This window comes from Mesorhizobium calcicola, assembly GCF_042682105.1.
In the GTDB taxonomy this organism is placed as follows: domain Bacteria; phylum Pseudomonadota; class Alphaproteobacteria; order Rhizobiales; family Rhizobiaceae; genus Mesorhizobium; species Mesorhizobium calcicola.
The window spans coordinates 1-22628 of the sequence record NZ_JBHUGY010000073.1 but is presented as its reverse complement, the minus strand read 5'-3'; the positions used below and the strand labels follow the sequence as shown (position 1 = coordinate 22628).

At 63.5% G+C, this 22628-nt stretch carries 22 protein-coding genes and 3 pseudogenes; 11 read left to right on the top strand and 14 right to left on the bottom strand.

Annotation, left to right across the window (positions count from 1 at the left end; translation table 11 throughout):
- Positions 1-7 precede the first annotated feature (7 nt).
- From ACFSQT_RS36130 to ACFSQT_RS36120, 3 genes and pseudogenes are all read left to right on the top strand, one after another.
- Positions 8-1019, top strand: a pseudogene (locus tag ACFSQT_RS36130) (NAD(P)H-quinone oxidoreductase).
- Between the two features lie 203 nt (positions 1020-1222).
- On the top strand, positions 1223-1363 hold the full coding sequence (locus ACFSQT_RS36125) for a DUF1127 domain-containing protein (RefSeq protein ID WP_091578925.1): 141 nt from the start codon (positions 1223-1225) through the stop codon (positions 1361-1363).
- A gap of 454 nt (positions 1364-1817) precedes the next feature.
- Positions 1818-2510, top strand: a complete 693-nt coding sequence (locus ACFSQT_RS36120; RefSeq protein ID WP_379026810.1) for a DUF1013 domain-containing protein — start codon at positions 1818-1820, stop codon at positions 2508-2510.
- A 63-nt stretch (positions 2511-2573) separates the two neighbouring features.
- Here the strand turns inward: ACFSQT_RS36120 and ACFSQT_RS36115 are convergent, their stop codons facing one another.
- The 4 genes from ACFSQT_RS36115 to ACFSQT_RS36100 all read right to left on the bottom strand — a co-directional run bounded on the left by ACFSQT_RS36115 (position 2574) and on the right by ACFSQT_RS36100 (position 4719).
- Complete coding sequence (locus tag ACFSQT_RS36115) at positions 2574-3293, bottom strand: helix-turn-helix transcriptional regulator (RefSeq protein WP_095089366.1); 720 nt, start codon at positions 3291-3293, stop codon at positions 2574-2576.
- A 110-nt stretch (positions 3294-3403) separates the two neighbouring features.
- The gene (locus ACFSQT_RS36110) at positions 3404-3811 is read right to left on the bottom strand and encodes a hypothetical protein (protein WP_379026809.1); all 408 of its coding nucleotides are present in this window, start codon (positions 3809-3811) and stop codon (positions 3404-3406) included.
- 65 nt (positions 3812-3876) lie between these two features.
- A complete protein-coding gene (locus tag ACFSQT_RS36105; RefSeq protein WP_379026808.1) occupies positions 3877-4467 on the bottom strand; it encodes a DJ-1/PfpI family protein in 591 nt (196 codons plus the stop codon).
- An 84-nt stretch (positions 4468-4551) separates the two neighbouring features.
- Positions 4552-4719 (bottom strand): hypothetical protein, encoded by a 168-nt coding sequence (locus ACFSQT_RS36100; protein WP_379026807.1) that lies wholly within the window; start codon positions 4717-4719, stop codon positions 4552-4554.
- Between the two features lie 298 nt (positions 4720-5017).
- Here ACFSQT_RS36100 and ACFSQT_RS36095 point away from each other — a divergent pair, with 298 nt between their 5' ends.
- Together ACFSQT_RS36095 and ACFSQT_RS36090 are read left to right on the top strand one after the other, a co-directional pair.
- A complete protein-coding gene (locus ACFSQT_RS36095) occupies positions 5018-5965 on the top strand; it encodes a ring-cleaving dioxygenase (RefSeq protein WP_379026806.1) in 948 nt (315 codons plus the stop codon).
- Between the two features lie 113 nt (positions 5966-6078).
- The gene (locus ACFSQT_RS36090) at positions 6079-6240 is read left to right on the top strand and encodes a hypothetical protein (RefSeq protein WP_023757423.1); all 162 of its coding nucleotides are present in this window, start codon (positions 6079-6081) and stop codon (positions 6238-6240) included.
- A gap of 32 nt (positions 6241-6272) precedes the next feature.
- Here the strand turns inward: ACFSQT_RS36090 and ACFSQT_RS36085 are convergent, their stop codons facing one another.
- The 8 genes from ACFSQT_RS36085 to tkt form a co-directional block, all read right to left on the bottom strand.
- Positions 6273-6989, bottom strand: coding sequence for an SGNH/GDSL hydrolase family protein (locus ACFSQT_RS36085; protein WP_379026805.1), 717 nt, complete (start codon positions 6987-6989; stop codon positions 6273-6275).
- A gap of 98 nt (positions 6990-7087) precedes the next feature.
- Positions 7088-7828 (bottom strand): DUF899 domain-containing protein, encoded by a 741-nt coding sequence (locus ACFSQT_RS36080; RefSeq protein ID WP_379026804.1) that lies wholly within the window; start codon positions 7826-7828, stop codon positions 7088-7090.
- A gap of 177 nt (positions 7829-8005) precedes the next feature.
- Positions 8006-9031, bottom strand: coding sequence for a class I fructose-bisphosphate aldolase (locus ACFSQT_RS36075; RefSeq protein WP_379026803.1), 1026 nt, complete (start codon positions 9029-9031; stop codon positions 8006-8008).
- A 187-nt stretch (positions 9032-9218) separates the two neighbouring features.
- A complete protein-coding gene (locus ACFSQT_RS36070) occupies positions 9219-10415 on the bottom strand; it encodes a phosphoglycerate kinase (RefSeq protein ID WP_379026802.1) in 1197 nt (398 codons plus the stop codon).
- Between the two features lie 466 nt (positions 10416-10881).
- On the bottom strand, positions 10882-12771 hold the full coding sequence (locus tag ACFSQT_RS36065; protein ID WP_379026801.1) for a potassium/proton antiporter: 1890 nt from the start codon (positions 12769-12771) through the stop codon (positions 10882-10884).
- A gap of 420 nt (positions 12772-13191) precedes the next feature.
- Positions 13192-14202 carry a type I glyceraldehyde-3-phosphate dehydrogenase gene (gene gap / locus ACFSQT_RS36060; protein ID WP_379026800.1) on the bottom strand — a complete coding sequence of 337 codons (1011 nt, stop codon included), beginning with the start codon at positions 14200-14202 and terminating at the stop codon, positions 13192-13194.
- Positions 14199-14405: a hypothetical protein gene (locus ACFSQT_RS36055; protein ID WP_379026799.1), complete on the bottom strand. Its 207-nt coding sequence runs from the start codon at positions 14403-14405 to the stop codon at positions 14199-14201. Before ACFSQT_RS36055 ends, gap begins: the two co-directional genes overlap by 4 nt.
- 8 nt (positions 14406-14413) lie before the next feature.
- Entirely contained in the window at positions 14414-16405 is a 1992-nt protein-coding gene (gene tkt, locus ACFSQT_RS36050) for a transketolase (RefSeq protein ID WP_379026798.1), read from the bottom strand.
- A gap of 261 nt (positions 16406-16666) precedes the next feature.
- Here tkt and ACFSQT_RS36045 point away from each other — a divergent pair, with 261 nt between their 5' ends.
- From ACFSQT_RS36045 to ACFSQT_RS36030, 4 genes are all read left to right on the top strand, one after another.
- A complete protein-coding gene (locus ACFSQT_RS36045) occupies positions 16667-16939 on the top strand; it encodes a DUF4164 domain-containing protein (protein WP_006200774.1) in 273 nt (90 codons plus the stop codon).
- A gap of 19 nt (positions 16940-16958) precedes the next feature.
- Entirely contained in the window at positions 16959-17324 is a 366-nt protein-coding gene (locus ACFSQT_RS36040) for a cell division protein ZapA (RefSeq protein ID WP_379026797.1), read from the top strand.
- 222 nt (positions 17325-17546) lie between these two features.
- Positions 17547-18206, top strand: a complete 660-nt coding sequence (locus ACFSQT_RS36035) for a peroxiredoxin (RefSeq protein WP_379026796.1) — start codon at positions 17547-17549, stop codon at positions 18204-18206.
- A gap of 248 nt (positions 18207-18454) precedes the next feature.
- Positions 18455-19327, top strand: coding sequence for an MBL fold metallo-hydrolase (locus ACFSQT_RS36030; protein WP_379026795.1), 873 nt, complete (start codon positions 18455-18457; stop codon positions 19325-19327).
- A 156-nt stretch (positions 19328-19483) separates the two neighbouring features.
- On the opposite strand, the pseudogene rpoH reads toward ACFSQT_RS36030, so the two are convergent.
- Together rpoH and ACFSQT_RS36020 are read right to left on the bottom strand one after the other, a co-directional pair.
- A pseudogene (rpoH, locus tag ACFSQT_RS36025) lies at positions 19484-20414 on the bottom strand (RNA polymerase sigma factor RpoH).
- A gap of 170 nt (positions 20415-20584) precedes the next feature.
- Positions 20585-21636: pseudogene (locus ACFSQT_RS36020) on the bottom strand (RluA family pseudouridine synthase).
- Positions 21637-21662: 26 nt separating this feature from the next.
- Here ACFSQT_RS36020 and ACFSQT_RS36015 point away from each other — a divergent pair.
- Positions 21663-22058 carry a fimbrial protein gene (locus tag ACFSQT_RS36015; RefSeq protein ID WP_379025800.1) on the top strand — a complete coding sequence of 132 codons (396 nt, stop codon included), beginning with the start codon at positions 21663-21665 and terminating at the stop codon, positions 22056-22058.
- 25 nt (positions 22059-22083) lie between these two features.
- Positions 22084-22491: a VOC family protein gene (locus tag ACFSQT_RS36010; RefSeq protein ID WP_379025799.1), complete on the top strand. Its 408-nt coding sequence runs from the start codon at positions 22084-22086 to the stop codon at positions 22489-22491.
- Positions 22492-22628 lie beyond the last annotated feature (137 nt).

Genomic DNA, 22628 nt, shown 5'->3' with positions numbered 1-22628 from the left:
AAATCTCATGGCGAGCGGACAGAAAATTCCGGCACGAATGACGGCCATCGCGATCTCGGAGCCGGGCGGGCCCCGGGTGCTGAAACCCGAAACGCGCGACGTGCCGCAGCCCGGCCCCGGCGAGATCCTGATCAAGGTGCATGCCGCCGGCGTCAACCGGCCCGACATCCAGCAGCGCAAGGGCGCCTATCCGCCGCCGCCCGGCGCGTCCGACCTGCCGGGCCTCGAGGCGTCGGGCGAAGTGGCCGCCCTTGGCGATGACATATCGCGCTGGCGCATCGGCGACCGCGTCTGCGCGCTCACGCCTGGCGGCGGCTATGCCGAATATGTCAAGGTCCATGCCGGCAGCGTGCTGCCGCTGCCGGCCGGCTTTACCCATACCGAGGCCGCGGCGGTGCCGGAAAACTATTTTACCGTCTGGCACAATGTGTTCGAGCGCGGCGGCCTGAAGAGCGGCGAGACGCTGCTCGTCCATGGCGGCTCGTCCGGCATCGGCACCACGGCAATCCAGCTTGCCTCGGCATTCGGCGCCTATGTCATCACCACCGCAGGCAGCAAGGAAAAAATGCGACGCCTGCCTGAAGCTCGGCGCCGACCGGGCGATCAACTATCGCGAGGAGGATTTCGTCGCCGCGGTGAAAGAGGCAACGGCTGGCAGCGGCGCCAATATCATCCTCGACATGGTCGGCGGCGACTATGTGGCGCGCAACTACGAGGCCGCCGCCGTCGAGGGCCGCATTGTCCAGATTGCCTTGCAGGCCGGCGCCGTGGCGAGCGCCGATTTCTCGAAGATCATGGTCAAGCGGCTGACCCACACGGGTTCGACGCTGAGGCCGCGCACCGTCGAGTTCAAGGCGGCGATCGCGGCGGCGCTGGAGGCGCAGGTGTGGCCGTTGCTCGGCACCCGCAAGGTCGCTCCCGTCATGGACATGATCTTCCCGCTCAGCGAGGCCTGGCGGGCGCATGAGCGGATGGAGGACGGCGAGCATATCGGCAAGATCGTCCTCGACGTCGGCTGACGGCGACATTGCCTAAGGCGCGGTCGGCGGGCTGGCCGAAAGGGCTCGCGCCGCGCCTTCGATCCCTGCCTGCAAGATGAACAAAGGCTTAATGGTGCAATGCAGCATTTGCATCATTGCTATGCAAAATCGGCCGTTCAAGTCCTGCTCGATGATGACTATTTGAGCATCACCGAAACGAACAACCCATTTGGAGGACTGCCATGAACCCGATCCGCGCTTTCCGTAACTGGCGCATGTACACCGAGACCGTGCGCGAACTGAACCGTCTCAATGCACGTCAGCTCAGCGATCTCGGCATCAACCGCGCCGACATCGAAAAGATCGCCCGCAAGGCCATCTGACGTCAGGCAACGGTCCGCTCTAGAGCGGTTCACCGTTTCACGGAAACGCCGAACCGCTCTATCTGTTTGTTTTGACGCAATTCCGGACGGAAAACCGTTTCACACTTTTCCTGGAATTGCTCTAGGAAGCGGACCGTGCCGTGGAAGCCAGAGCCGCATCAGACGGGATTTCCGTCGCGGTTCCGAGCCCGCTGGACCAAGTCCGGCGGGTTTTGTCGTTTTGGCGCCGGCAACCACCGAATGCAGCTAGACGGCAGTCGGTGGCCGACCTCAGCTTCCCCAATGTCGGTTTTCAATCCGCTACGCTCGATGGCACGAGCGCGGTCCGGTCGTTGCTTCCAAAAACGTTGCGAAATGGTAAGAGAGCGGTTATACAGACTGCGAATTTCCCATTTTGGTGGCTCTAAACCACCGCCCGCGCGGGAACGCGGGCGAACGAGAAGGATTTTTTGCAATGGCCAACACGCTGCTGATGCCCAAGGCGACCGCCGTCTGGCTGGTCGACAACACCGCGCTTTCCTTCGAGCAGATCGCGCAGTTCTGCGGGCTGCATCCGCTCGAGGTCAAGGCCATCGCCGACGGCGAATCGGCGCAAGGCATCAAGGGCATGGATCCGATCATGACCGGCCAGTTGACCCGCGACGAGATCGCGCGCGCCGAGAAGGATCCGAACCAGCGCCTGAAGCTTTCGGACCCCAAAGTGCGGGTGCCGGAATCCAAGCGCAAGGGTCCTCGCTACACGCCGCTGTCAAAGCGCCAGGACCGGCCGAATGCCATTCTCTGGCTAGTGCGTAACCATCCAGAACTCAAGGACGCGCAGATCTCGCGTCTTGTCGGCACCACCAAGTCGACGATCGAGCAGATCCGCGAGCGCAAGCACTGGAACTCGGCCAATCTGCAGCCGATGGATCCGGTGACGCTGGGCCTCGCCTCGCAGATCGACCTTGACATGGAGGTCAACCGCGCTTCACGTGGTCGCGAACAGGCGCAGCCGATTGGCGACACGCTGCTGCCGGCGGCCTTGACCGAGCGGCTGGTGCCGGCTCCGGAGAAGCCGAAGGACGAGGACGCCGAGCTGGACGCCAACGCCGTCTTCGCCAAGCTCTCGGCCTTGAAGTCGAAGAACACGGACCACGACGACGAGTGATATCTCAGACACGCAACCAAAAAAGCCCGCTTCGAGCGGGCTTTTTTGTGCGGTCCGGCAGTTTCAGGTCCGTGCCGCGCGGTCCGGTGCCATGCCGTAGTCCTCGCTGCGCTCCACCGCGCGATAGAAATCGGCGAGCTGCTTGCCACGCTCGGGCTTGAAGATGCGGCCGGCGATGACAACCGAAGCGATGCGATCGATGCGGAAGGCGCGAAAGTCGTCGCGCATCTCGCACCAGGCGACCAGCGTCCACACCTTGCCCCAGAACCACAGGCCGAGCGGACGGATATCGCGGGCGGTGCCGCGGCCGGCCTCGTCGCAATAGTCGATGGTCAGCACCTGGCGCTTTTCGACCGCGCGCTCGATCAGGTCGATCGCCTCGCGGGCGGCGTCGCTGACCACCCACATCGGCGTGTGGATCTCGGTGCGGGCGATGCGGTCCTTCTCGGCATCCGGCAGCACGGCACCGATCTTGACCAGTGCCTCGTCGGCGGCGCGCGCCATGGCAGCGCCGCCGAAGGCGCGCACCATGCGGGCGCCGGCAACCAGCGCGACGATCTCGTCACGCGTGAACATCAGCGGCGGAAGGTCGAAGCCCTCCCTCATCATGTAGCCAACGCCGGCCTCGCCGTCTATCGGCACTCCGGTCGACTGCAGGTCGGCGATATCGCGGTAGATGGTTCGCTCGGAAACCTCGAGCCATGTGCCGAGCTTCTGGGCGGTGACCAAACGGCCACCGCGCAGATGCTGCACGATCTGGAAGAGCCTGTCGGCGCGGCGCATCGTATGGTCCCTCGGCGTTGTTTCTATGCATGTCGCCCAAAACCGGCATGCATCATGGTTTTGCGAATGCCATTATCCCAAAACCGCAGAACACTTTTGGGCGGCATGCGTCATGGTTTCAGCCCTTCGCGCTTGCGCTGCGCGGCGACGAACGCCGCGTCGAAGGACAGTTTTGGCGTTGTCGGTGTCTTGGCGTCGAGCACGCGCCAGAAGGGTGCCACGTCGCTCAGCGTCATGCCGCGCTCTAGGTCCTCATTGGCGGCCTCGGCAACGGTGCGCAGATGATAGCCAATGGCAACCGGGCATGTCACTTGGGCGCCGTGCTCGATGGCGAGTGCTGTACGCAGCGCGCGGACGTCCATCTCGACGCCTTCGGGGATCGAGCGGATGAAATCATCGACCTGGCGAGCGGTCGGCACCAGCATCGGCTGGCCTTCGACGACATCGGCCATCGTGCGCGGAGACGGCTTCACGCCGTTGATGCCGGGCGTATTCAGCCTGTCGTTCCAGCTTTTCATCGATCGTCCTTTCGATCGCTCATCGACTTGCGCATCTATGACATGGTGCTCCTGACACCATACTGTCAGGAGGCTTCAGCATACTCCTTGGCGAACAGCGTCCGCATCTGCGCGAGATCGCTGCCTCTTTCGGGATAGAGCGTCTTCAGAACGGCGAGCGCGAAGGTGCCCGGTGCCGAACCCGGCGCGGAAACGACTTTGCCGTCGGCAACCGCATACGGCACATCCTGATAGTTGCCGGCGCCGGCATAGCCGGCTTCATGATCGTTGATCCAATTGCGGCCATTGCTGGTGTGCCTGGCCTGCTCGAACAAGCCAGCCCGGGCCAGCGCCAGCGTGCCAGCGCAGATACCGCCAACGACGCCGCCGCGTGACGCAACGGATGTGAGCAGTTCTGCGGCATCCGGTGGCGCCTTGCCTGCCCACAGGTCGGAGCCGATGACGACGATGGCGTCGAGATCGGCATTCTCCCCAGCTTCAGCAGAGCGATCCGGCGTAAGCCGAAAACCGCTGATCCCGGTTACTGGCTTGCCATCGGGCGTCAGCGATACGGCGCGCGCACCGAACCATTCGACCGCCGAGGCCGCCAGCAGCCCATATTCCCAGTCGGCGAAGCCTTCGATGAAAAGGAAGCCGATTGTCTTTTGTTCGGGCATGAGCTCGCTCCATCCCTCGCGCGCCGGACTTATTATCTGGGCGTTGGGGCGCCCACATCCAACCGCTGCCTCGAAAAATTCGTCTCAATTGCCGCGGTAGCGACGCTCGGCATACATGTCCGGCCAGCCGATATCCTTGCGAATGTCCGCCGGCAGCGAGTTCATGAACCGCTGGGTGCGGATCTCGTTGCGCATCGTCCGTATCTTGCCGACATAGTGCTGCATGCCGCGCAGAAGGGTAGAACCGTTCATGGCTAGTCTCCTCTCTTTGACTGGAGACACTATCGCATACCCCTCCTGACAGCAGTCTGTCAGGAGGGTGGTAAAGCGCGGACGATAGTTGCGATCAGTGCGTACACCGAGAGTAGCCTGCATAAATCAAGGCTCGCGGCACGCTTACCGAGTTGGGATTGTGCACCGAAGAAATACCGGTCCGGGCTCCACCGTTCAGGCTTCGGCGACGGACTGTCGGGATATGCAGCCTTCAGCGACGTGGTCGCAGTTCTGATATGGAAGAAGAAATTCTTCCTCAACAACAGGGAGACGACCCATGAGCCTGCAACTGACAGGAATCCACCATCTGACCGCCATCACCGCCAATGCGCCTGGAAATCTTCATTTCTATACGAGGGTGCTGGGTTTGCGGCTGGTCAAGAAGACGGTGAACCAGGACGACACCTCGGCCTATCATCTTTTCTATGCCGACGGCGAAGCGACGCCGGGCACCGACCTTACCTTCTTCGACTGGCCGGTTGGCCGCGAGCGGCGCGGCACGCACAGCATCGCGCGGACCAGCCTCAGGGTCGGCAGCCGGGAAAGCCTTGCCTGGTGGAAGCAGCACCTGACCGACGAAAACATCGTGACGAGCGAGATCGCCGACATTGGCGGTTACCTCGGCCTGGATTTCGAGGACCCCGAGGGCCAGCGTCTGCGGCTCGTCAGTGACGGCGGCAAGGGCGACAGCCATCCCTGGGCGCAAAGCCCGGTGCCGACCGAGCACCAGATCCGCGGGCTCGGGCCGATCGTCATCAGTGTTCCCGACATCACCAACACCGAGGCAGTGGTGACGCAAGTGATGAACATGCGCAAGGCCCGCGACCATGCCTCGCCGGAGGGTCAGGTTCACGTCTTCGAAATGGGCGAGGGCGGGCCGGCGGCGGAGTTGCATGTCCTGGTGCAGCCGGGACTGGCGCCCGCAAGGCAAGGTGCCGGTGCGGTCCATCACGTCGCCTTCAGGGCGCCCGACCAGGAGGCGCTGCATCAGTGGACCGCCCGTCTGGCCGAATTCCGGCTGCCGTCGAGCGGCGAGGTCGAGCGCTATTACTTCCGCTCGCTGTATTTCCGAGAGCCGAACGGCATCCTGTTCGAGATCGCCACGGACGGGCCGGGGTTCACCGCCGACGAGCCATTGGAAACGCTGGGTGAAAGCCTGGCCCTGCCGCCGTTCCTCGAACCGAAACGTGCTTCGATTGAGGCCGGCCTCAAGCCGCTGAAGTAGACTGCTCCCAGACCAAAGGGCGCTGCGTGCCGATCCGGTTCGCGGCGCCTGTTCTTTCTCGGCGAGGGAAAGTGGCGCTTTGACAGCCGGCCGCGTTGCTGGTCAAAGGCGACATGTCGAAACTCCTCGCTCTCGTCATTGTTGGCATCATGGTCATCCAGCTGATCAAGCCGCTCGGCTGGCCGGGGCTGAAACGGCGCAGCGACTTCTGGAAGCTCGCGCTGCTGGCGATGGCGGCGATTTCCATAACAGCCGTGCTCGGACACTGGGCATAGGCCCGAACCGCACGGCGGCTCCTGCCAGCCGTTCAGCCGGCAAGCACCGGGCCGACGAGATGTTCGGCCCAGGCCCGGTAGCCGGCTTCCGAGGCGTGAAAACCGTCGGAAGCAAAACCCGCTTCAGGATTGGTGATCGGCAGCCGTGGCGCCGGCACCGCGCCGCGTTCCAGGCAAAGGCGTTCGCCCATCCGGTTCATCTCGGTGGCGCGGATCTCCAGGATCTTGCCGAGCAGCGGCGGCATCGCCGGCGCCCGCGTGAACTCCAGCACCGGCGACCACACCACGCGCGCTTCCGGCCATTTGGCGCGCAGGCCGTAGAGCAGGCCGCCGAACTCCTTCTTGAAGCGCGGCACGGAGTGAAAATTCTTGGTGTCGTTGGTGCCGATGGCGAGCACGATATGCGTCCATGGATCGGCCGACAGATTGGGCAGGACGTGGTCGCGGATCTGGCCAGAGGTTGCCGAATTGAAGCCGGCAGCCCGCCATCGCACGGCGCGGCCTGTATTCTGCGCCATCAGCACGGCGAGTTGCGCTGCAAGCCCGTTTTCCGAATTGCCGATGCCGACCGAAGCGGCCGAGGAATCCCCCAGCACCAGAAGCGAGATCGCCGGCGCCTTGCCGGCGAGATCGTGCATGACCGGCCCCTGCGCCGGCAGCATGCGTGTGGTGCGGCGGCGCACGCCAAGGCCTTGCCAGACATAGACAGGATAGGCGAGCCAGGTGAGAAGGGCGAGAGGGCGCTGCATGCGCATCCTTTAGCGCATGTTGCGCCTGACGTGAACGACCGGCCTGTTTTGACGCAATTGCGGACGTAAATCGGTTTCACAGCTTTCCTGGAATTACGCTAATCGCAACAGGTCTCCGGCGCGCCCGGCCGGTCGCCATATTCGTCGTGCAGCCGCACCCAGTCCATCAGGCCGTGATAGGGGCCGGTTTCGTTGCGGCCCTTCGGCGTCATGTCGAGATAATCATACGTGCCGATCAGCGCCTCGCCGCCGCGGGCGCGCGACATGAAGGTGAGGAAGATGTCGCCGGTCTCGTCCCGGTAGAAAACACTGGTGCCGGGAAGCTCCTTCGACGTCCGGGGGCGGGTCTCGAAATTGTAGGTGGTGTCGCCGGCGGCGATCTGCTTGTCGGTGAAGGAGACCTGCATGTCGAAGTTGAAATCCGAGGCATAGGACGACACCCAGTCGAACTTCCAGCCCATGCGCTGTTTGTAGGGCAGCAGTTCGGCCAGCGGCGCCCGCGAGATCACGGCCAGCGACACGTCGTGATGCCTGAGATGCTGGTTGGCGCCGTCGATGTGGTCGGCAAGGAACGAGCAGCCCTCGCAATGATGGTTGCACCCCGGCCCGAACATGAAGTGATAGACGATCAACTGGCTGTTGCCGGCAAACAGGTCGGCCAGGTTCTTCGGCCCTTGCCCGGTCTCGAAGACATAGTCCTTCCGGATCTTCAGCCAGGGCAGTTCACGCCGCTCAGTGCAGATGCGTTCGCGAAGCCGCGTCAGTTCCTTCTCGCGGGCCAGATGCGCCTTGTGCGCCTGGAACCAGTCTTCGCGCGAAACGACCTTGTTGCGATGCATGAACCTCTCCCTGTCTGTCATCCCAAGGACGTTCGGGACGGGCGAAATCCGACATCGCCGGCTGGTTTTGCCAAAAGGGAGATAAGGATGAAAAAGCTCCATCCCAAGCCCGGGCACGCCCACAAACAAAAACCCGGACGCAGCGGCCCGGGTTCGAAGGAAGATGGACAGCCCTGATCAGGCAGCGTGTTCCAAGCTCGCCTTCCATTTTCCCAATGCCGCCAGATGGTTCATATGGGCGCGATGGGTGAAGGCGGCCTGGCCGGCGGCGACATTGGCTGCCTTGCCGCTCCAGGCTTTCTGCGGGGCGGCCTGCAGGGCGCGGCCATAGGAGAAGGTCAGCTTCCACGGATGCGGCCCGATGGCGTTGATGGCGTTGAGATTGGCGGTCGCTTCCTCGTCCTCCTGGCCGCCGGAGAGGAAGGCGATACCCGGCACCGCCGCCGGCACGGTCTCGCGGAACAGTTTTATGGTCTTTTCCGCGACTTCTTCCGGGCTGCTGGTCTTGCCTGATTTCTTTCCGGCCAGCACCATGTTGGGCTTCAGGATCGTGCCCTCGAGCACGACACGCGCCGCGTGGAGCTCGTCATAGAGCTTGATCAGCGTCGCCTTCGAAATCGCGTAGCAGGTGTCGATGTCGTGGGCACCGTCCATCAGCACTTCCGGCTCGACGATCGGCACGATGCCGGCCTCCTGGCAAAGCGCCGCGTAGCGGGCGAGCGCATGGGCGTTCGAGTTGATCGAGGTGGCCGAAGGCACGCCCTTGCCGGTGTCGATGTCGATCACCGCCCGCCATTTGGCGAAGCGGGCGCCGAGCTTGTAGTAATCGGCAAGGCGTTCGCGCAGCCCGTCGAGGCCCTCGGTGACTGTGTCGCCGGGAAAGCCGGCCAGGGGCTTGGCGCCGGCGTCGACCTTGATGCCGGGGATGGCGCCGGCCGCCTTGATGATGTCGACCAGCGGCGTGCCGTCGGCGGCCTTCTGGCGGATCGTCTCGTCGTAGAGGATGACGCCGGAAATATACCGGGTCATCGCCTCCCTGGCGCGGAACATCATCTCGCGGTAGTCGCGACGGCTGTCAGCTGTCGATTCAACGCCAATGACGTCGAAACGCTTCTTGATGGTGCCGGAACTTTCGTCGGCCGCCAGCAGGCCCTTGCCGTCAGCCACGATCGCGGCGGCAATGTCTTCGAGACGTTCGCTCATTCTGCTTCTCCTGAAACGGTTGTCTTCCGCGCTTAACGGAAGTCTAGCGCCAAAGGAATGGCATCCGAAAGCTCGAATCGATTGAAAGTCTCAGGCGCCTGTGTTCGCTCTCTTTGTATTGATCGGGGTTGTTTGTTTTGCCCGCGTTTCTGCCACGCCAGGCGTTTCCGCCTGGCTGCAAGATGCTTTAGCGCTTCAGCACGTCGACGCCGGGCAGCGGCTTGCCTTCCATCCATTCCAGGAAAGCGCCGCCGGCGGTCGAGACATAGGTGAAGTCGTCGGCGACGCCGGCATGGTTGAGCGCCGCCACAGTATCGCCGCCGCCGGCGACCGAGACCAGCTTGCCGGCCTTGGTGCGCGCCGCGGCGTGCTTGGCCGCCGCCACCGTCGCATGGTCGAAGGGCGCGATTTCGAAGGCGCCGAGTGGGCCATTCCAGACCAATGTAGCGGCGCGGTCGATCCATTCGCCAATGGTCGTCACGGTTTTGGCGCCGACATCGAGGATCATGCCGTCGGCCGGCACCTCCGAGATGGCGACGGTCTCGCAGGCCGCACCCGCCTTGAATTCCTTCGCGACGACGCCGTCGACCGGCAGGATGATGGCGCAGCCGCCCTCGGCCGCCTCGATCATGATCTGCTTGGCGGTCGTGGCAAGGTCATGCTCGCACAGCGACTTGCCGACATCGGTGCCGCGCGCGGCGAGGAAGGTGTTGGCCATGCCGCCGCCGATGACCAGAGCGTCGACCTTCTTCACCAGGTTCATCAACAGGTCGATCTTGGTCGAGACCTTGGCGCCGCCGACAATGGCAACCACCGGACGGACCGGATTTCCCAGACCCTTCTCCAGCGCTTCGAGTTCGGCCTGCATGGTGCGGCCGGCGAAGGCCGGCAACAGATGCGCCAGTCCCTCCGTCGAGGCGTGGGCCCGGTGGGCCGCGGAAAAGGCGTCGTTGACGAAGATGTCGCCGTTGGCGGCGAGCTTTTCGGTGAAGGCCGGATCGTTCTTCTCCTCGGCCTTGTAGAAGCGGGTGTTTTCGAGCAGCAGCACGTCGCCCTTGTTCATGGCGGCGATGGCGCTCCCTGCCGTGTCGCCGATGCAATCGCCGGCGAAGCCGACGGGGCGGCCGAGCACCTCAGCCGCCGCCCTGGCGATCGGTTCCAGCGAGAATTCGGGCGATGGGCCATCCTTGGGGCGGCCGAAATGGGCGAGCAGGATGACCTTGGCGCCCTTGCCGGACAGCTCGGCGATGGTCGGCGCGATGCGTTCGATGCGGGTAGCGTCGGTGACCTTGCCGTCGGCGACGGGAACGTTGAGGTCGACGCGCACCAGCACGCGCTTGCCGCTGATGTTGCCGATGTCGTCGAGGGTCTTGAAGGCGGCCATGCGGGTTCCTTTCGCGAAAAATCGGGGGACCATACCCTGCGCCAACGACGATGCAAGGCTTATGCAGTGTTGGCAGTAGGTCAGTTTGAAACTGGGCCATCGTTTTTTGGATCGGAGGGCTTGAAGCAAATGGGATTGCCTCTTGTGCCCGATAGGCATTCCCACTCCGGGCCGAAAGCGTAGCTGATGACCCGACCAGATACTGTTGGGTCGATTGCCTTAACATAGATAAAGATGCAGACGACAATCGCGCCAGCGACGATGCCGGGGATATCTTTGGGAGTTAACTGCATAACGCCTTCCCGGCCTCCTCTGTGGCCGATGAACTATATCCGCTTTTTGTAAGGCCGCGAACCATCGGCCTCCCGGCAAACTGACCACTACTGCAGCGTTCGAAACGAAATTTTGAAGTCGGTACGAAGGCCACGCGGACAGGCGGATGAGGGGCAGCGCAGCGATCGCCGTGTCAGCTCTCGGTCGTCGCCTTTTCAACCGCCGGTTCCGGCACCGGTTTCTCGTCCGCCTGCGCCTCTGCCAATTGCGTTTCAGCCGGTTTGCGCCAGTTGCGGATAAAGGCGGAGAGACGGTCGCCGATCTCGCCGGCGCTCAGGAACACCGGCACTCGCGCCACCGGCGCGGTCGGCTCGAAGGAAAGGCCGAGGCCTGATATCTTGCCCTTGTCGTCGACGTCGCGGACGATCAGCTCGATCGGACCGAGCAGCACGCGGTCGGCATATTCGGCATGGCCGCCAAGCCGCGCCGTGACCAATGCGCCAACGGTGAGCTTTTGCTCCGCTTCGGTCAGGCCGGGCGCATAGGCGGCTTCCAGTTCGGCGGCCGAGCGCGCCGGATCGACGGCGAAGGCGCCGAAGAAATCGGCATCCTCGGGATCGACCACGGCGCGGCTGGCAAACAGCTTGTCGAGCAGGCGCGGATAGCGATCCGGCACGAAGATGTAGACTTGGTCGCCGGCGGCGAGCCGGCCCATGTCCTGGAAACGCATCGAGCGGCCGTCACGCAGCACCAGCGAGGGCCGCGCCCAGCGCGGGATGCGCTCGCCGCGCGCCACGGGGCTGCCGTGTGCTACGCGATACGCAAGCAGCTCGTGATGCGCCGAGCCCGGCAATTCGAGCTCGACCTTGTCCAGGGGGCCGAGGCGCGCCGGCACGATGAGGCCGAGGCGGCGCGCCAGCGGTCCGACCGTCCAGCCCTGGATGACCAGCGACACCAGCACGATGATGAAGGCGGCGTTGAAGATGACACGACCGTTTTCCAGGCCGCCGAGCAGCGGGGTGATGGCGAGCAGGATCGACACCGCGCCACGCAGGCCGACCCAGGAGACGAAGGCGACTTCGGGGCGCGGCAGACGGAATGGGATCAGGCAGAGCCAGACGGCGACCGGGCGGGCAATAAATATCAGGAACAGGCCGAGCGCCACCGCCGGCACCATGATCGCCGGAAATTGCGATGGCGTCGCGAACAGGCCGAGGATCAGGAACATGATGATCTGCGCCAGCCACGACATGCCGTCCTGGAAGCGTTTCAGAATGGTGACGGCGCGGATGTCGGAATTGCCCGATATCAGGCCGGCGAGATAGACCGCCAGGAAGCCGGAGCCGCCAATGGCGCCGGCGGCGGCAAAGACCATCAGCGACAAGGTCAGCACGAAGATCGGCAGCAGGCCGTGGTCGAGATTGAGCCGGTCGACGAGGCGCACGATGGCGAGGCCGCCGAGCACGCCGACGACGGCGCCGAGGCCCATGTTGACAAGGAAACCGAGAGCCAGGCTGGTGACCAGGACATTGGCCTCGGGGTCGGCGTGAGCGGCGATGATCTCGACCAGCGTGATGGTCAGGAAGATGGCGATCGGATCGTTGGTGCCGGATTCCACTTCGAGGGTGGAGCGCACGCGTTCGCGCAGATTGATCTCGCCGGCGCGCAGCAGGAAGAACACCGCCGCGGCATCGGTGGAGGCGACGGCGGCGCCAAGCAGGAAGGATTCCAGCCAGGTGAGGTCAAGCAGGTAGTGGGCGGCGGCGCCGACCAGGCCGGTGGTGAAAAGCACGCCGAAGGTTGCCAGCGACAGGGCCGGGCCTGCCGCCTGCCGCAAGGCGTTGAGCGGCGTGCCGAAACCGGAATCGAACAGGATGACGGCCAGCGCCAGTGAGCCGGCAAAATAGGCGATGCGGGCGTTGTCGAACTGGATGCCGAGGCCGTCCGTGCCGGTGGCCAATCCGATGCAAAGAAACAGAAGCAGAAGCGGGGCGCCGAAGCGGAAGGCGATCAGGCTCGAAAACGCGGCGGCAACGACAAGTGCTGTGCCGACCAGCGTGACGAGATAGATCGCGTGCTCCATCCGTGATTTGCCCCTCGAATTCCTCTGTCTTCCCGATTTACGGGAGAGTGGGGCGAAGGCATGGCCAGTGCAAGGCGGGAGCGTGGTTTTTTGGCCGAAGCCTCCCGACTTCGTCATCCCCGGGCGGAGCAGCCGCGCAGCGGCGTCGCGGAGACCCAGGGATCCATGCCGCGACCTTGATCGAAGAGCGCAGCGGAGCAGAATTTTGCGCCGCTGCAACGCTTGGAAGTCGCGGCATGAATCCACGGGTCTGCGCTGCGTCGCTGCGCTCCTTGCTCCGCCCGTGGATGACAAAGAGATGGGCGTTCACGCCAATCTCAAGACATGCGATTTGCCGACCCAAGAAATGTGCGCGGGGTGCTCGAGAAAAACGCCCGGGCAAAGCCGGGCGTTTCAAGTGTCGAGATGATGGATCTGCGATCAGGCGATGGTGTTGCCGAAGGCGACCGCGGTGTCGGACATGCGGTTGGAAAAACCCCATTCATTGTCGTACCAGGACAGCACCGAAACGAAGTTGCCGTCCATCACCTTGGTCTGGTCGAGCGCCATGATCGAGGACCGCGGATCGTGGTTGAAGTCGATCGAGACATTCGGGTGATGGGTGACGCCGAGAATGCCCTTCAGCTTGCCGTTGGAAGCGGCGATGACCGCTTCGTTGATCTCCTGGACGGTGGTCGCGCGCTTCGCGATGAACTTGAAATCGACGACCGAGACGTTCGGGGTCGGCACGCGGATCGAGATGCCGTCGAGCTTGCCCTTGAGGTCGGGCAGGACGAGGCCGATCGCCTTGGCGGCACCGGTCGAGGTCGGGATCTGCGACAGGGCAGCGGCGCGGGCGCGATAGAGATCCTTGTGCATGGTGTCCAGCGTCGGCTGGTCGCCGGTATAGGAGTGGATCGTCGTCATCATGCCCTTTTCGATGCCGACCGTTTCGTGCAGCACGGCGGCCAGCGGCGCCAGGCAGTTGGTGGTGCACGACGCGTTCGAGATGACGATGTGGTCCTTGGTCAGCTGGTCGTGGTTGATGCCGTAGACGACGGTGAGGTCGGCACCTTCGGCGGGCGCGGAGACCAGCACGCGCCTGGCGCCGGCGGTCAGGTGCGCGGCGGCCTTGTCACGGGCGGTGAAGATACCGGTGCATTCGAGCGCGATGTCGACGCCCAGTTCCTTCCATGGCAGCTGGGTCGGATCCTTGATCGCGGTGACCTTGAACTTTTCCCTGCCGACGGTGATCTGGTCGCCGGACACCGAGACTTCATGAGGGAAACGGCCGTGCACGCTGTCGAAGCGCAGCAGATGTGCGTTGGTCTCGACCGGGCCGAGATCGTTGACGGCGACGACGTCGATGTCCTTGCGGCCTGACTCATGGATGGCGCGCAGGATGTTGCGGCCGATGCGGCCGAATCCGTTGATGGCAACTCGTACGGTCATTTTTCTCTCCCGGGGAGCTGGAGGGCAGACGATGGGTCCGCAGCTTCATAGCGGCGGAAGCGGAAAGAATCCAGCCGCAGCGACGTGGATTTAAATCGATTAGGTTGGGCCAGCCCGGCGAAATCGCTGTGCGCGGTTTCGCCGGAGCACTTTTGTTTCGGCATGTCGTTGTCGCAAAACCGCGATTCACTTTTGGGCGACATGCAAGACCTTACCTGCCGTGCAGGCGGGCTTCCGCCGCCTTGGCGGCTGCATCGGCGGTGATGCCGAAATGCGGATAGAGCTGCTCGATCGTGCCGCTGGCGCCGAAGCCGGTCATGCCGATGAAGATGCCGTCTGAGCCGATGAGATGATCCCAGCCCTGGCGGATGCCGGCTTCGATGGCCATCTTCACCGGCGCGTTGCCGATCGTCTTCTTGCGGTAGTCGTCGCCCTGCTTGTCGAACAGTTCGAAGCAAGGCACCGACACGACGCGGGTCGGATGACCATGCTTTTCCAGCAACTCGCGGGCGGCAAGCGCGACCTCGACCTCCGAGCCGGTGGCGAAGATCGTCACCGCGGCCTCGCCGCTCGCGGCGGCCAGTTCGTAACCGCCCTGGCTGCTCAGGTTCTTGGCGACGAATTCGGTGCGCACCGTCGGCAGGTTCTGGCGGGTCAACGCCAGAGTCGAAGGCGTCTTTTCCGACCCGAGAGCGATCTGCCAGCATTCGGCGGTTTCCACCGCATCGGCCGGACGGAAGACGTTGTGGTTGGGAATGGCGCGAAGTGCCGCCAGATGCTCGACCGGCTGGTGGGTCGGACCGTCTTCGCCCAGACCGATGGAATCGTGGGTCATGACGAAGATCGAGCGGATGCCCATCAGCGAGGCCAGCCGCATCGACGGACGGGCATAGTCGGAGAAGCACATGAAGGTGCCGCCATAGGCGATGAGGCCGCCATGCAGCGTCAAGCCGTTGATCGCGGCGGCCATGCCATGCTCGCGGATGCCATAGTGGACATAGCGCTGGCCGTAGTCGTCGGATGTGATGTTCTTGGTCTGGCTGGTCTTGGTGTTGTTGGAGCCGGTCAGGTCGGCGGAGCCGCCGATGGTCTCGGGCACGGCACCGTTGATGACTTCCAGCGCCATCTCGGAGGATTTGCGGGTGGCGACCTTCGGCTTGTCGGCCGCGAGCTTCTTCTTGTAGTCGGCGATGACGGCGTCGAAGTTGGACGGCAGCTGGCCGGCGATGCGGCGCTCGAACTCGGCCTTCAGCTTGTCATCGGCTTTGGCGAGGCGGCCTTCCCAGTCGGTGCGTGCCTTGACGCCGGCCTTGCCGGCGGTGCGCCAGGCGTCGAGGATGTCGGCCGGAATCTCGAAGGGCGGCGAATCCCAGTTGAAGAACTTCCGCGCGCCGGCGATCTCGTCGGCGCCGAGCGGCGAGCCGTGCGCCTTGTTGGTGCCGGCCTTGGTCGGTGCGCCGAAGCCGATGGTCGTCTTGCAGGCGATCATCGTCGGCTTGTCGGAATGACGGGCGGCTTCGATGGCATAGGCGATGGCTTCGGGATCGGTGCCATCAATGTGGCTGGCGTTCCAGCCGGAGGCCTGGAAACGGGCGACCTGGTCGGTGTTGTCGGCGAGCGAGACCGGGCCGTCGATCGAGATGTTGTTGTTGTCCCAGAAGACGATCAGCTTGTTGAGCTTGAGGTGCCCGGCAAGCGCGATGGCCTCCTGGCTGACGCCTTCCATCAGGCAGCCGTCGCCGGCCAGCACATATGTGTAGTGATTGACGAGGTCGTTGCCGAAGGCGGCGTTCATGATGCGCTCGCCGAGCGCGAACCCGACCGAATTGGCGAGGCCCTGGCCGAGCGGGCCGGTCGTCGTCTCGATGCCGGTGGCGTGACCATATTCAGGGTGGCCGGCGGTCTTCGAGCCCAACTGGCGGAAGTGCTTGATCTGGTCGAGGGTCATGTCCTCGTAGCCGGTCAGATGCAGCAGCGAATAGAGCAGCATCGAGCCATGCCCGGCCGACAGGATGAAGCGGTCGCGGTCGGCCCAGTGCGGAGCCTTGGGATCATATTTCAGGAAGCGCGTGAACAGCACCGTGGCGATGTCGGCGCAGCCCATCGGCAGGCCGGGATGGCCGGACTGGGCCTTTTCGACAGCGTCCATGGAGAGAAAGCGGATCGCATTGGCCATCCGGTCATGTTGTTCACGCGACGTCATGGTTCCTCCAGAAATGGGGGTTTGGGGGCTTGGGAGAGCCTGGAAAAGGGTGCGCGACACATAGCAGGCGCGGGCTTTTAGTCAACAAATCGGTGCGAATTTGCCGGTCTTGTGATGCCGTCGGCGGGCCTACATTAGCGTTAGCAGGGGACAGTCGCGAGAGCTTTGTTGACGTTGCCTTCACCCGGTGCCTAATGTTTCGCAGATAACGCGTTCTGAACGCGAACGATTCGGTGATGGGCAGGGCACAGGACGAAGGCCATGACCGGGGAAACCACGCTCAAGGAAGTCATCGCCAGGCTGGGTAAGGCCATCGAGGGGCTGGAAAATGCCGTCGCGGCCAAGCTCGAGCATGAACGCGATTACTCGGAAGCCGAGGCCGAGGTGCAGCGGATGAATGCCGACCGCTCCCGGCTGGCGCAGGAACTCGACAATTCCGAAGCGCGCGCCGAAAGGCTGGAAGACGCCAACAAGGAAGTGTCGCGACGGCTGGTGACCGCCATGGAAACCATCCGCGCTGTGTTGGACAGATAGGGGCTGGACAGGTAGGCTCATGGCACAAGTCACGGTTTCCATCGACGGCAAGCAGTATCGGATGGCCTGCGACGAAGGCCAGGAAGAGCATCTGATCGATCTTGCCGAACGCTTCGACCGCTATGTCTTGCATCTGAAGGACTCATTTGGCGAGATTGGCGACCAGCGGCTGACCGTCATGGCCGGCATCATGGTAATGGACGAACTCTCGGAACTGCAAAAGCGCGTCAAGGGCATGGAAAGCGAAGTGCTGACCTTGCGCAAGACGCGGGACGATGCGCTGATCAAGGCCGACAAGAACGACAGCGTGCTGACCAACGCGCTCGGCGCGCTGGCGCAACGCATGGAAGACCTGACGGCGACGCTGGCGGTCAACAACGCCTGAGGCGGCGCGGAGCCTTCGGGCCCACCAACAGTTCGCATGCGCCAGTGGTGCCGCCATCGGCACAAAATACTCGTTCTGCCGTCGACAAGAGTTTCATATTATCTCGCGGTCGCGATTTTTGCGCTAAGATGCAGCGATGCCGGAGCGTGGACGCTTGATGGCGGCATGGTTGCCGCCCGCAGCCCCTCTCTGCTGGCGAGATTTGTTACAGGGAGATGTGTCATGAGCCTTCGTATAAACGACATCGCGCCGGATTTCAGCGCCGAGACCACGCAAGGGACGATCAATTTCCACGACTGGATCGGTGACGGCTGGGCGATCCTGTTCAGCCATCCGAAGAACTTCACCCCGGTCTGCACGACCGAGCTTGGCACGATGGCCGGGCTGGAAGGCGAGTTCAAGAAGCGCAACGTCAAGATCATCGGCATTTCGGTCGATCCGGTCGCGAGCCACGACAAGTGGCAGGACGACATCAAGACGGCGACCGGCCAGGTGGTGAAATATCCGCTGATCGGCGACAAGGACCTCAAGGTCGCCAAGCTCTATGAGATGCTGCCGGCGGGTGCCGGCGAGACGTCGGAGGGCCGCACGCCGGCCGATAACGCCACTGTGCGCTCAGTCTACGTCATCGGACCGGACAAGAAGATCAAGCTGGTGCTTACCTACCCGATGACCACGGGCCGCAACTTCGACGAGATCCTGCGCGCGGTCGATTCCATGCAGCTGACCGCCAAGCACCAGGTGGCGACACCGGCAAACTGGAAGCAGGGCGAGGACGTCATCATCACCGCCGCGGTTTCCAACGAGGATGCAATCAAGCGTTTCGGCGCCTTCGAGACCATCCTGCCCTATCTCAGGAAAACCAAGCAGCCATCCGCCTGACCGCGCTTCTTCGGAACAGCTTTTGGCTTTCTCGCCGCTGCGAGCGAAATGATGCTTGACTGGGTCACACGAGGGGACAACCATGCTCCCCTCGGGTGTCGGTAGAGAAAATCATTCCTGCCGACCAAAATGCGTCGCGTCTGAATGGATTCAGACGACGCGGTCTAGGTCTTTGTTTTGTGCATGTCGTTCTCTCTAAACCGGGGCCACTTTTGGGCGATATGCATTAGGGTTTGGGGAAGCCGAAATTGGACGTAGCTTTGGCCAGGCCGCAGGTCAGCGGCTTCTACGACAAGCCGACTGGGGCCATCCAGTATGTCGTCGCCGACCAGGCGACGAAGCAATGCGCCATCATCGATCCGATCCTCGACTTCGACGAGAGGTCCGGCGCCACGGCAACGAAGAGCGCCGATGCCTTGCTCGACTTTATCAGCGAGCAGGGGCTGAGCGTTGAGTGGATTCTCGATACACATCCGCATGCCGACCATTTCTCGGCGGCTCACTATCTGAAGCAGAAGACCGGAGCGCCCACGGCGATCGGCGACAGGATCGTCGACGTCCAGAAACTGTGGAAGGCGATCTACAACTGGCCGGATTTTCCCACCGACGGTTCGCAGTGGGACAGGCTGTTTGGCGGAGGCGAGACCTTCCGGATCGGCACCCTTCCGGTCAAGGTGCTGTTCTCACCCGGGCACACGCTGGCCTCGATCACCTATGTGATCGGCGATGCCGCCTTCGTCCACGATACGCTGTTCGTGCCCGACAGCGGCTCGGCGAGGGCGGACTTTCCTGGCGGCAGCGCCGCGCGGCTCTGGCGTTCGATCCAGGACATCCTGGCGCTGCCGGACGAAACCCGCCTGTTCGTCGGCCATGACTATCAGGCCGGTGGGCGCGAGCCGTTGTGGGAAAGCACGGTCGCGGCGCAGAAGACTGGCAACATCCATCTCGTTGCCGCGCGCACCGAAGCCGAGTTCGTCGCCCTTCGCGAAACCCGCGACAGGACACTGCCGATGCCGAGGCTGATCCTGCATGCGCTGCAGGTCAACATGAATGGCGGACGGCTGCCGGACCCGGAAGCCAATGGCCGCCGGTATCTGAAGTTTCCGCTAGATGGGTTGTAAAGAGACTGCGGATGTCTGCCTCAGGGGGCAATCGCCAATGGCGATTGCTCTGATCGGATGTCCCCCTTTATCACCAAATTGCCGGCAACCGTTAGACAAAAAACGGCGGCGTCAGTTTCCTGACGCCGCCTTTGTGTTTCGTTGCCGAAGCTGGCTTTACGTCGCCGGCTGTACTTCGATGGTGCGCAGCGCCTGGGTCTGGCGCTTGGCGGCGGCCTTGACGGCGTCCTGCACCTTTTCGAAGGCGCGCACTTCGATCTGGCGCACGCGCTCGCGGCTGATGTCGAACTCGGCCGACAGCTCTTCCAGGGTCAGCGGCTCCTCGGCGAGGCGACGGGCCTCGAAGATGCGCCGCTCGCGCTCGTTGAGCACGGCAAGAGCGCCCGACAGCATGCCGCGCCGGTTTTTCCAGCTCGTCCTGCTCGATCAGCATCTCTTCCTGGCTTTCGTGGTCGTCGACCAGCCAATCCTGCCATTCGCCGGATTCGCCTTCGCTCGCCCGGATCGGGGCGTTGAGCGAGGCGTCGCCCGACAGGCGGCGGTTCATCGACACCACTTCGGCCTCGGAAACGTTCAGCCTGGTGGCGATCTCGGCGATCTGGTCGGGCTTGAGGTCGCCGTCATCCAGCGCCTGGATCTTGCCCTTCACCTTGCGCAGGTTGAAGAACAGGCGCTTCTGGTTGGCGGTCGTGCCCATCTTGACTAGGCTCCACGAGCGCAGGATGTACTCCTGGATCGAGGCCTTGATCCACCACATGGCATAGGTCGCGAGGCGGAAGCCGCGCTCGGGTTCGAATTTCTTGACGGCCTGCATGAGGCCGACATTGCCTTCCGAGATTACCTCGCCGATCGGCAGGCCATAGCCGCGATAGCCCATGGCGATCTTGGCAACGAGCCGAAGGTGGCTGGTGACGAGCTTGTGCGCGGCAGAGGTGTCTTCATGCTCGGCGTAACGCTTGGCGAGCATGTACTCTTCCTGCGGCTGCAGCATGGGAAAGCGGCGGATTTCTTCCAGGTAGCGGCTGAGGCCGCCTTCGCCGGAAACGATACTGGGTAATGACTGGCCATGATAGCGCCCCCTCTCTATTGGAGTGATGCCCCCGAAACGCGGCGGGCATGTGACGCGAGCACCAAAAGGCTCGCCCGCGACATCAGATGTATACAGGAACAAAACCAGAAAAGACAGGCATTCGTTCAACACGAAACAGTGTGTCACGTTGAAGTGAACAATGCCACTCAGGTTTTTTGATGGCAGGTTTAGAGTTTGCGAAAGCCGCCGACGAGTTCCTCCATGTCCCCCGGCAACGGCGCCTCGAACCTCATCGTTAGATGGGTAGCCGGATGGCGAAATGCAAGGAGCCAGGCATGCAAAGCTTGCCGGGGAAAATGCCTTGACCTGGCCTTTCAGCGGTTCGGGCAGCCGGTTGGCCTTGGTGCGGAAGGCCTGGCCGTAGTCGGGGTCGCCGATCACCGGATGGCCGATATGCGCCATGTGGACGCGGATCTGGTGGGTGCGGCCGGTCTCGAGCCGGCATTCGACCAGGCTGGCCGTGGCGAACGCCTGCTGATCGACGCCGAAGCGCTCCCGCACGGCAAAGTGGGTGACGGCATGGCGGGCGTCGTCGCGTCCTTCCGGCACCACGGCGCGGCGCACGCGGTCGGCGGCGCGGCCGAGCGGCGCGTCGACCGTGCCGGTCGGCCGCTGCGGTATGCCCCAGACCAATGCCAGGTAGGCGCGCTCGAGATCGCCGGTCAGGCCATGATCGGCGAAGGCTTCGGATAGCGACTTGTGGGCGCGATCGGTCTTGGCGACCACCATGACGCCGCTGGTCTCCTTGTCGAGGCGGTGAACGATGCCCGGCCGCCGCACGCCGCCAATGCCGGAAAGACTGTCGCCGCAATGATGGATCAGCGCGTTGACCAGCGTGCCGGTCCAGTTGCCGGCGCCGGGGTGCACGACAAGGCCAGCCGGCTTGTTGATGACGATCAGGTCGTCATCCTCATAGAGCACATCAAGCGCGATGTTCTCGCCCTGCGGCGCCGCCGGTTCCGGCTCCGGCATGGTCACCGAGACGCTTTCGCCCGGCGTCATCTTGCGTTTGGTCTCGTCGACAGGCTTGCCGTCGATCAAAACCGCGCCCTGCCTGATCAGCATCTGCACGCGGCTGCGCGACATGTCCGGGCCAAGGCTCGCCGCCAGCCCACTGGTCGAGGCGCAGACCGGCCGCATCCGCGCCCGCCACCAGCACGGTGGGCTCCGTGAATTGGTCCTCTATCAATTCAGGGGCCTCTTCGTTATGAGCGCTCATCGAAAAACCGTTCCGGACTGTTTGCCATGGCCAGCCCAACCGCTGACGAAGACCCCGCTGTTGAAGGCCGGGAAAAGCCGCTCGACCCCGAGGTCGAAAAGGTGCGCAGGAAACTCGTGCGCTTCGTCGGGATCAATCTCGGCCTGCTGTTCCTCGCCCTTATGGTGGTGATCGGTGCCCTTGTCTACAAAGCGCGCAACGCACCGCCGGCGAAACCGCCGCTGGCGGGTGACATCCAGGTGCCGGCCGGCGAGCCGGTCAGCGGCGACATCGTGCTGCCGGTCGGCGCCAAGGTGATCAGCCAATCGCTGTCCGGCAATCGCGTCTCCATCGACACCGAGCTTGCCGACGGCAGCCGCACGATCTTCATCTACGATATCGCCGAGCGCCGCCTGATCGGCCGTTTTGCAATCCGCAAATGAGCGGGCCGCAACAAATGGGTAATGGATGACCGGGTTTGCCGAACACCGCCGTGTCGCGACCGTGGCGCTGGTCGTCGCCAATTATGACGAGGCGATTGCCTGGTATGTCGAGCGGCTGGGCTTCCTGCTCGTCGAGGATGTCGATCTCGGCGGCGGCAAGCGCTGGGTCACGGTGGCGCCGGCCCGCGGGCAGGGCGCCAGGCTGCTCCTGGCCGAGGCTTCCGACGAGGCACAAGGCAAAAGCATCGGGAACCAGACCGGCGGCCGTGTCTTCCTGTTCCTCGAAACCGACGACTTTGCCCGCGACCATGCGGCGATGCTGGAGAAGGGCGTCGAATTCCGCGAGGCGCCGCGCTTCGAGCCCTATGGCACGGTCGCGGTTTTCGCTGATCTCTACGGCAATCTCTGGGACCTGATCGAGCCGAAACGCTAGGCCTGCCGCCGGTTTTTCCGCGACGCGGTAAAGCGGCCGAACCCCAGTTGCTTTTTCCCAGCCGTCAGCCTATATCGCCGGTTCTTGAACGCGCCCATCGTCTAGCGGTCAGGACACCGCCCTCTCACGGCGGGAAC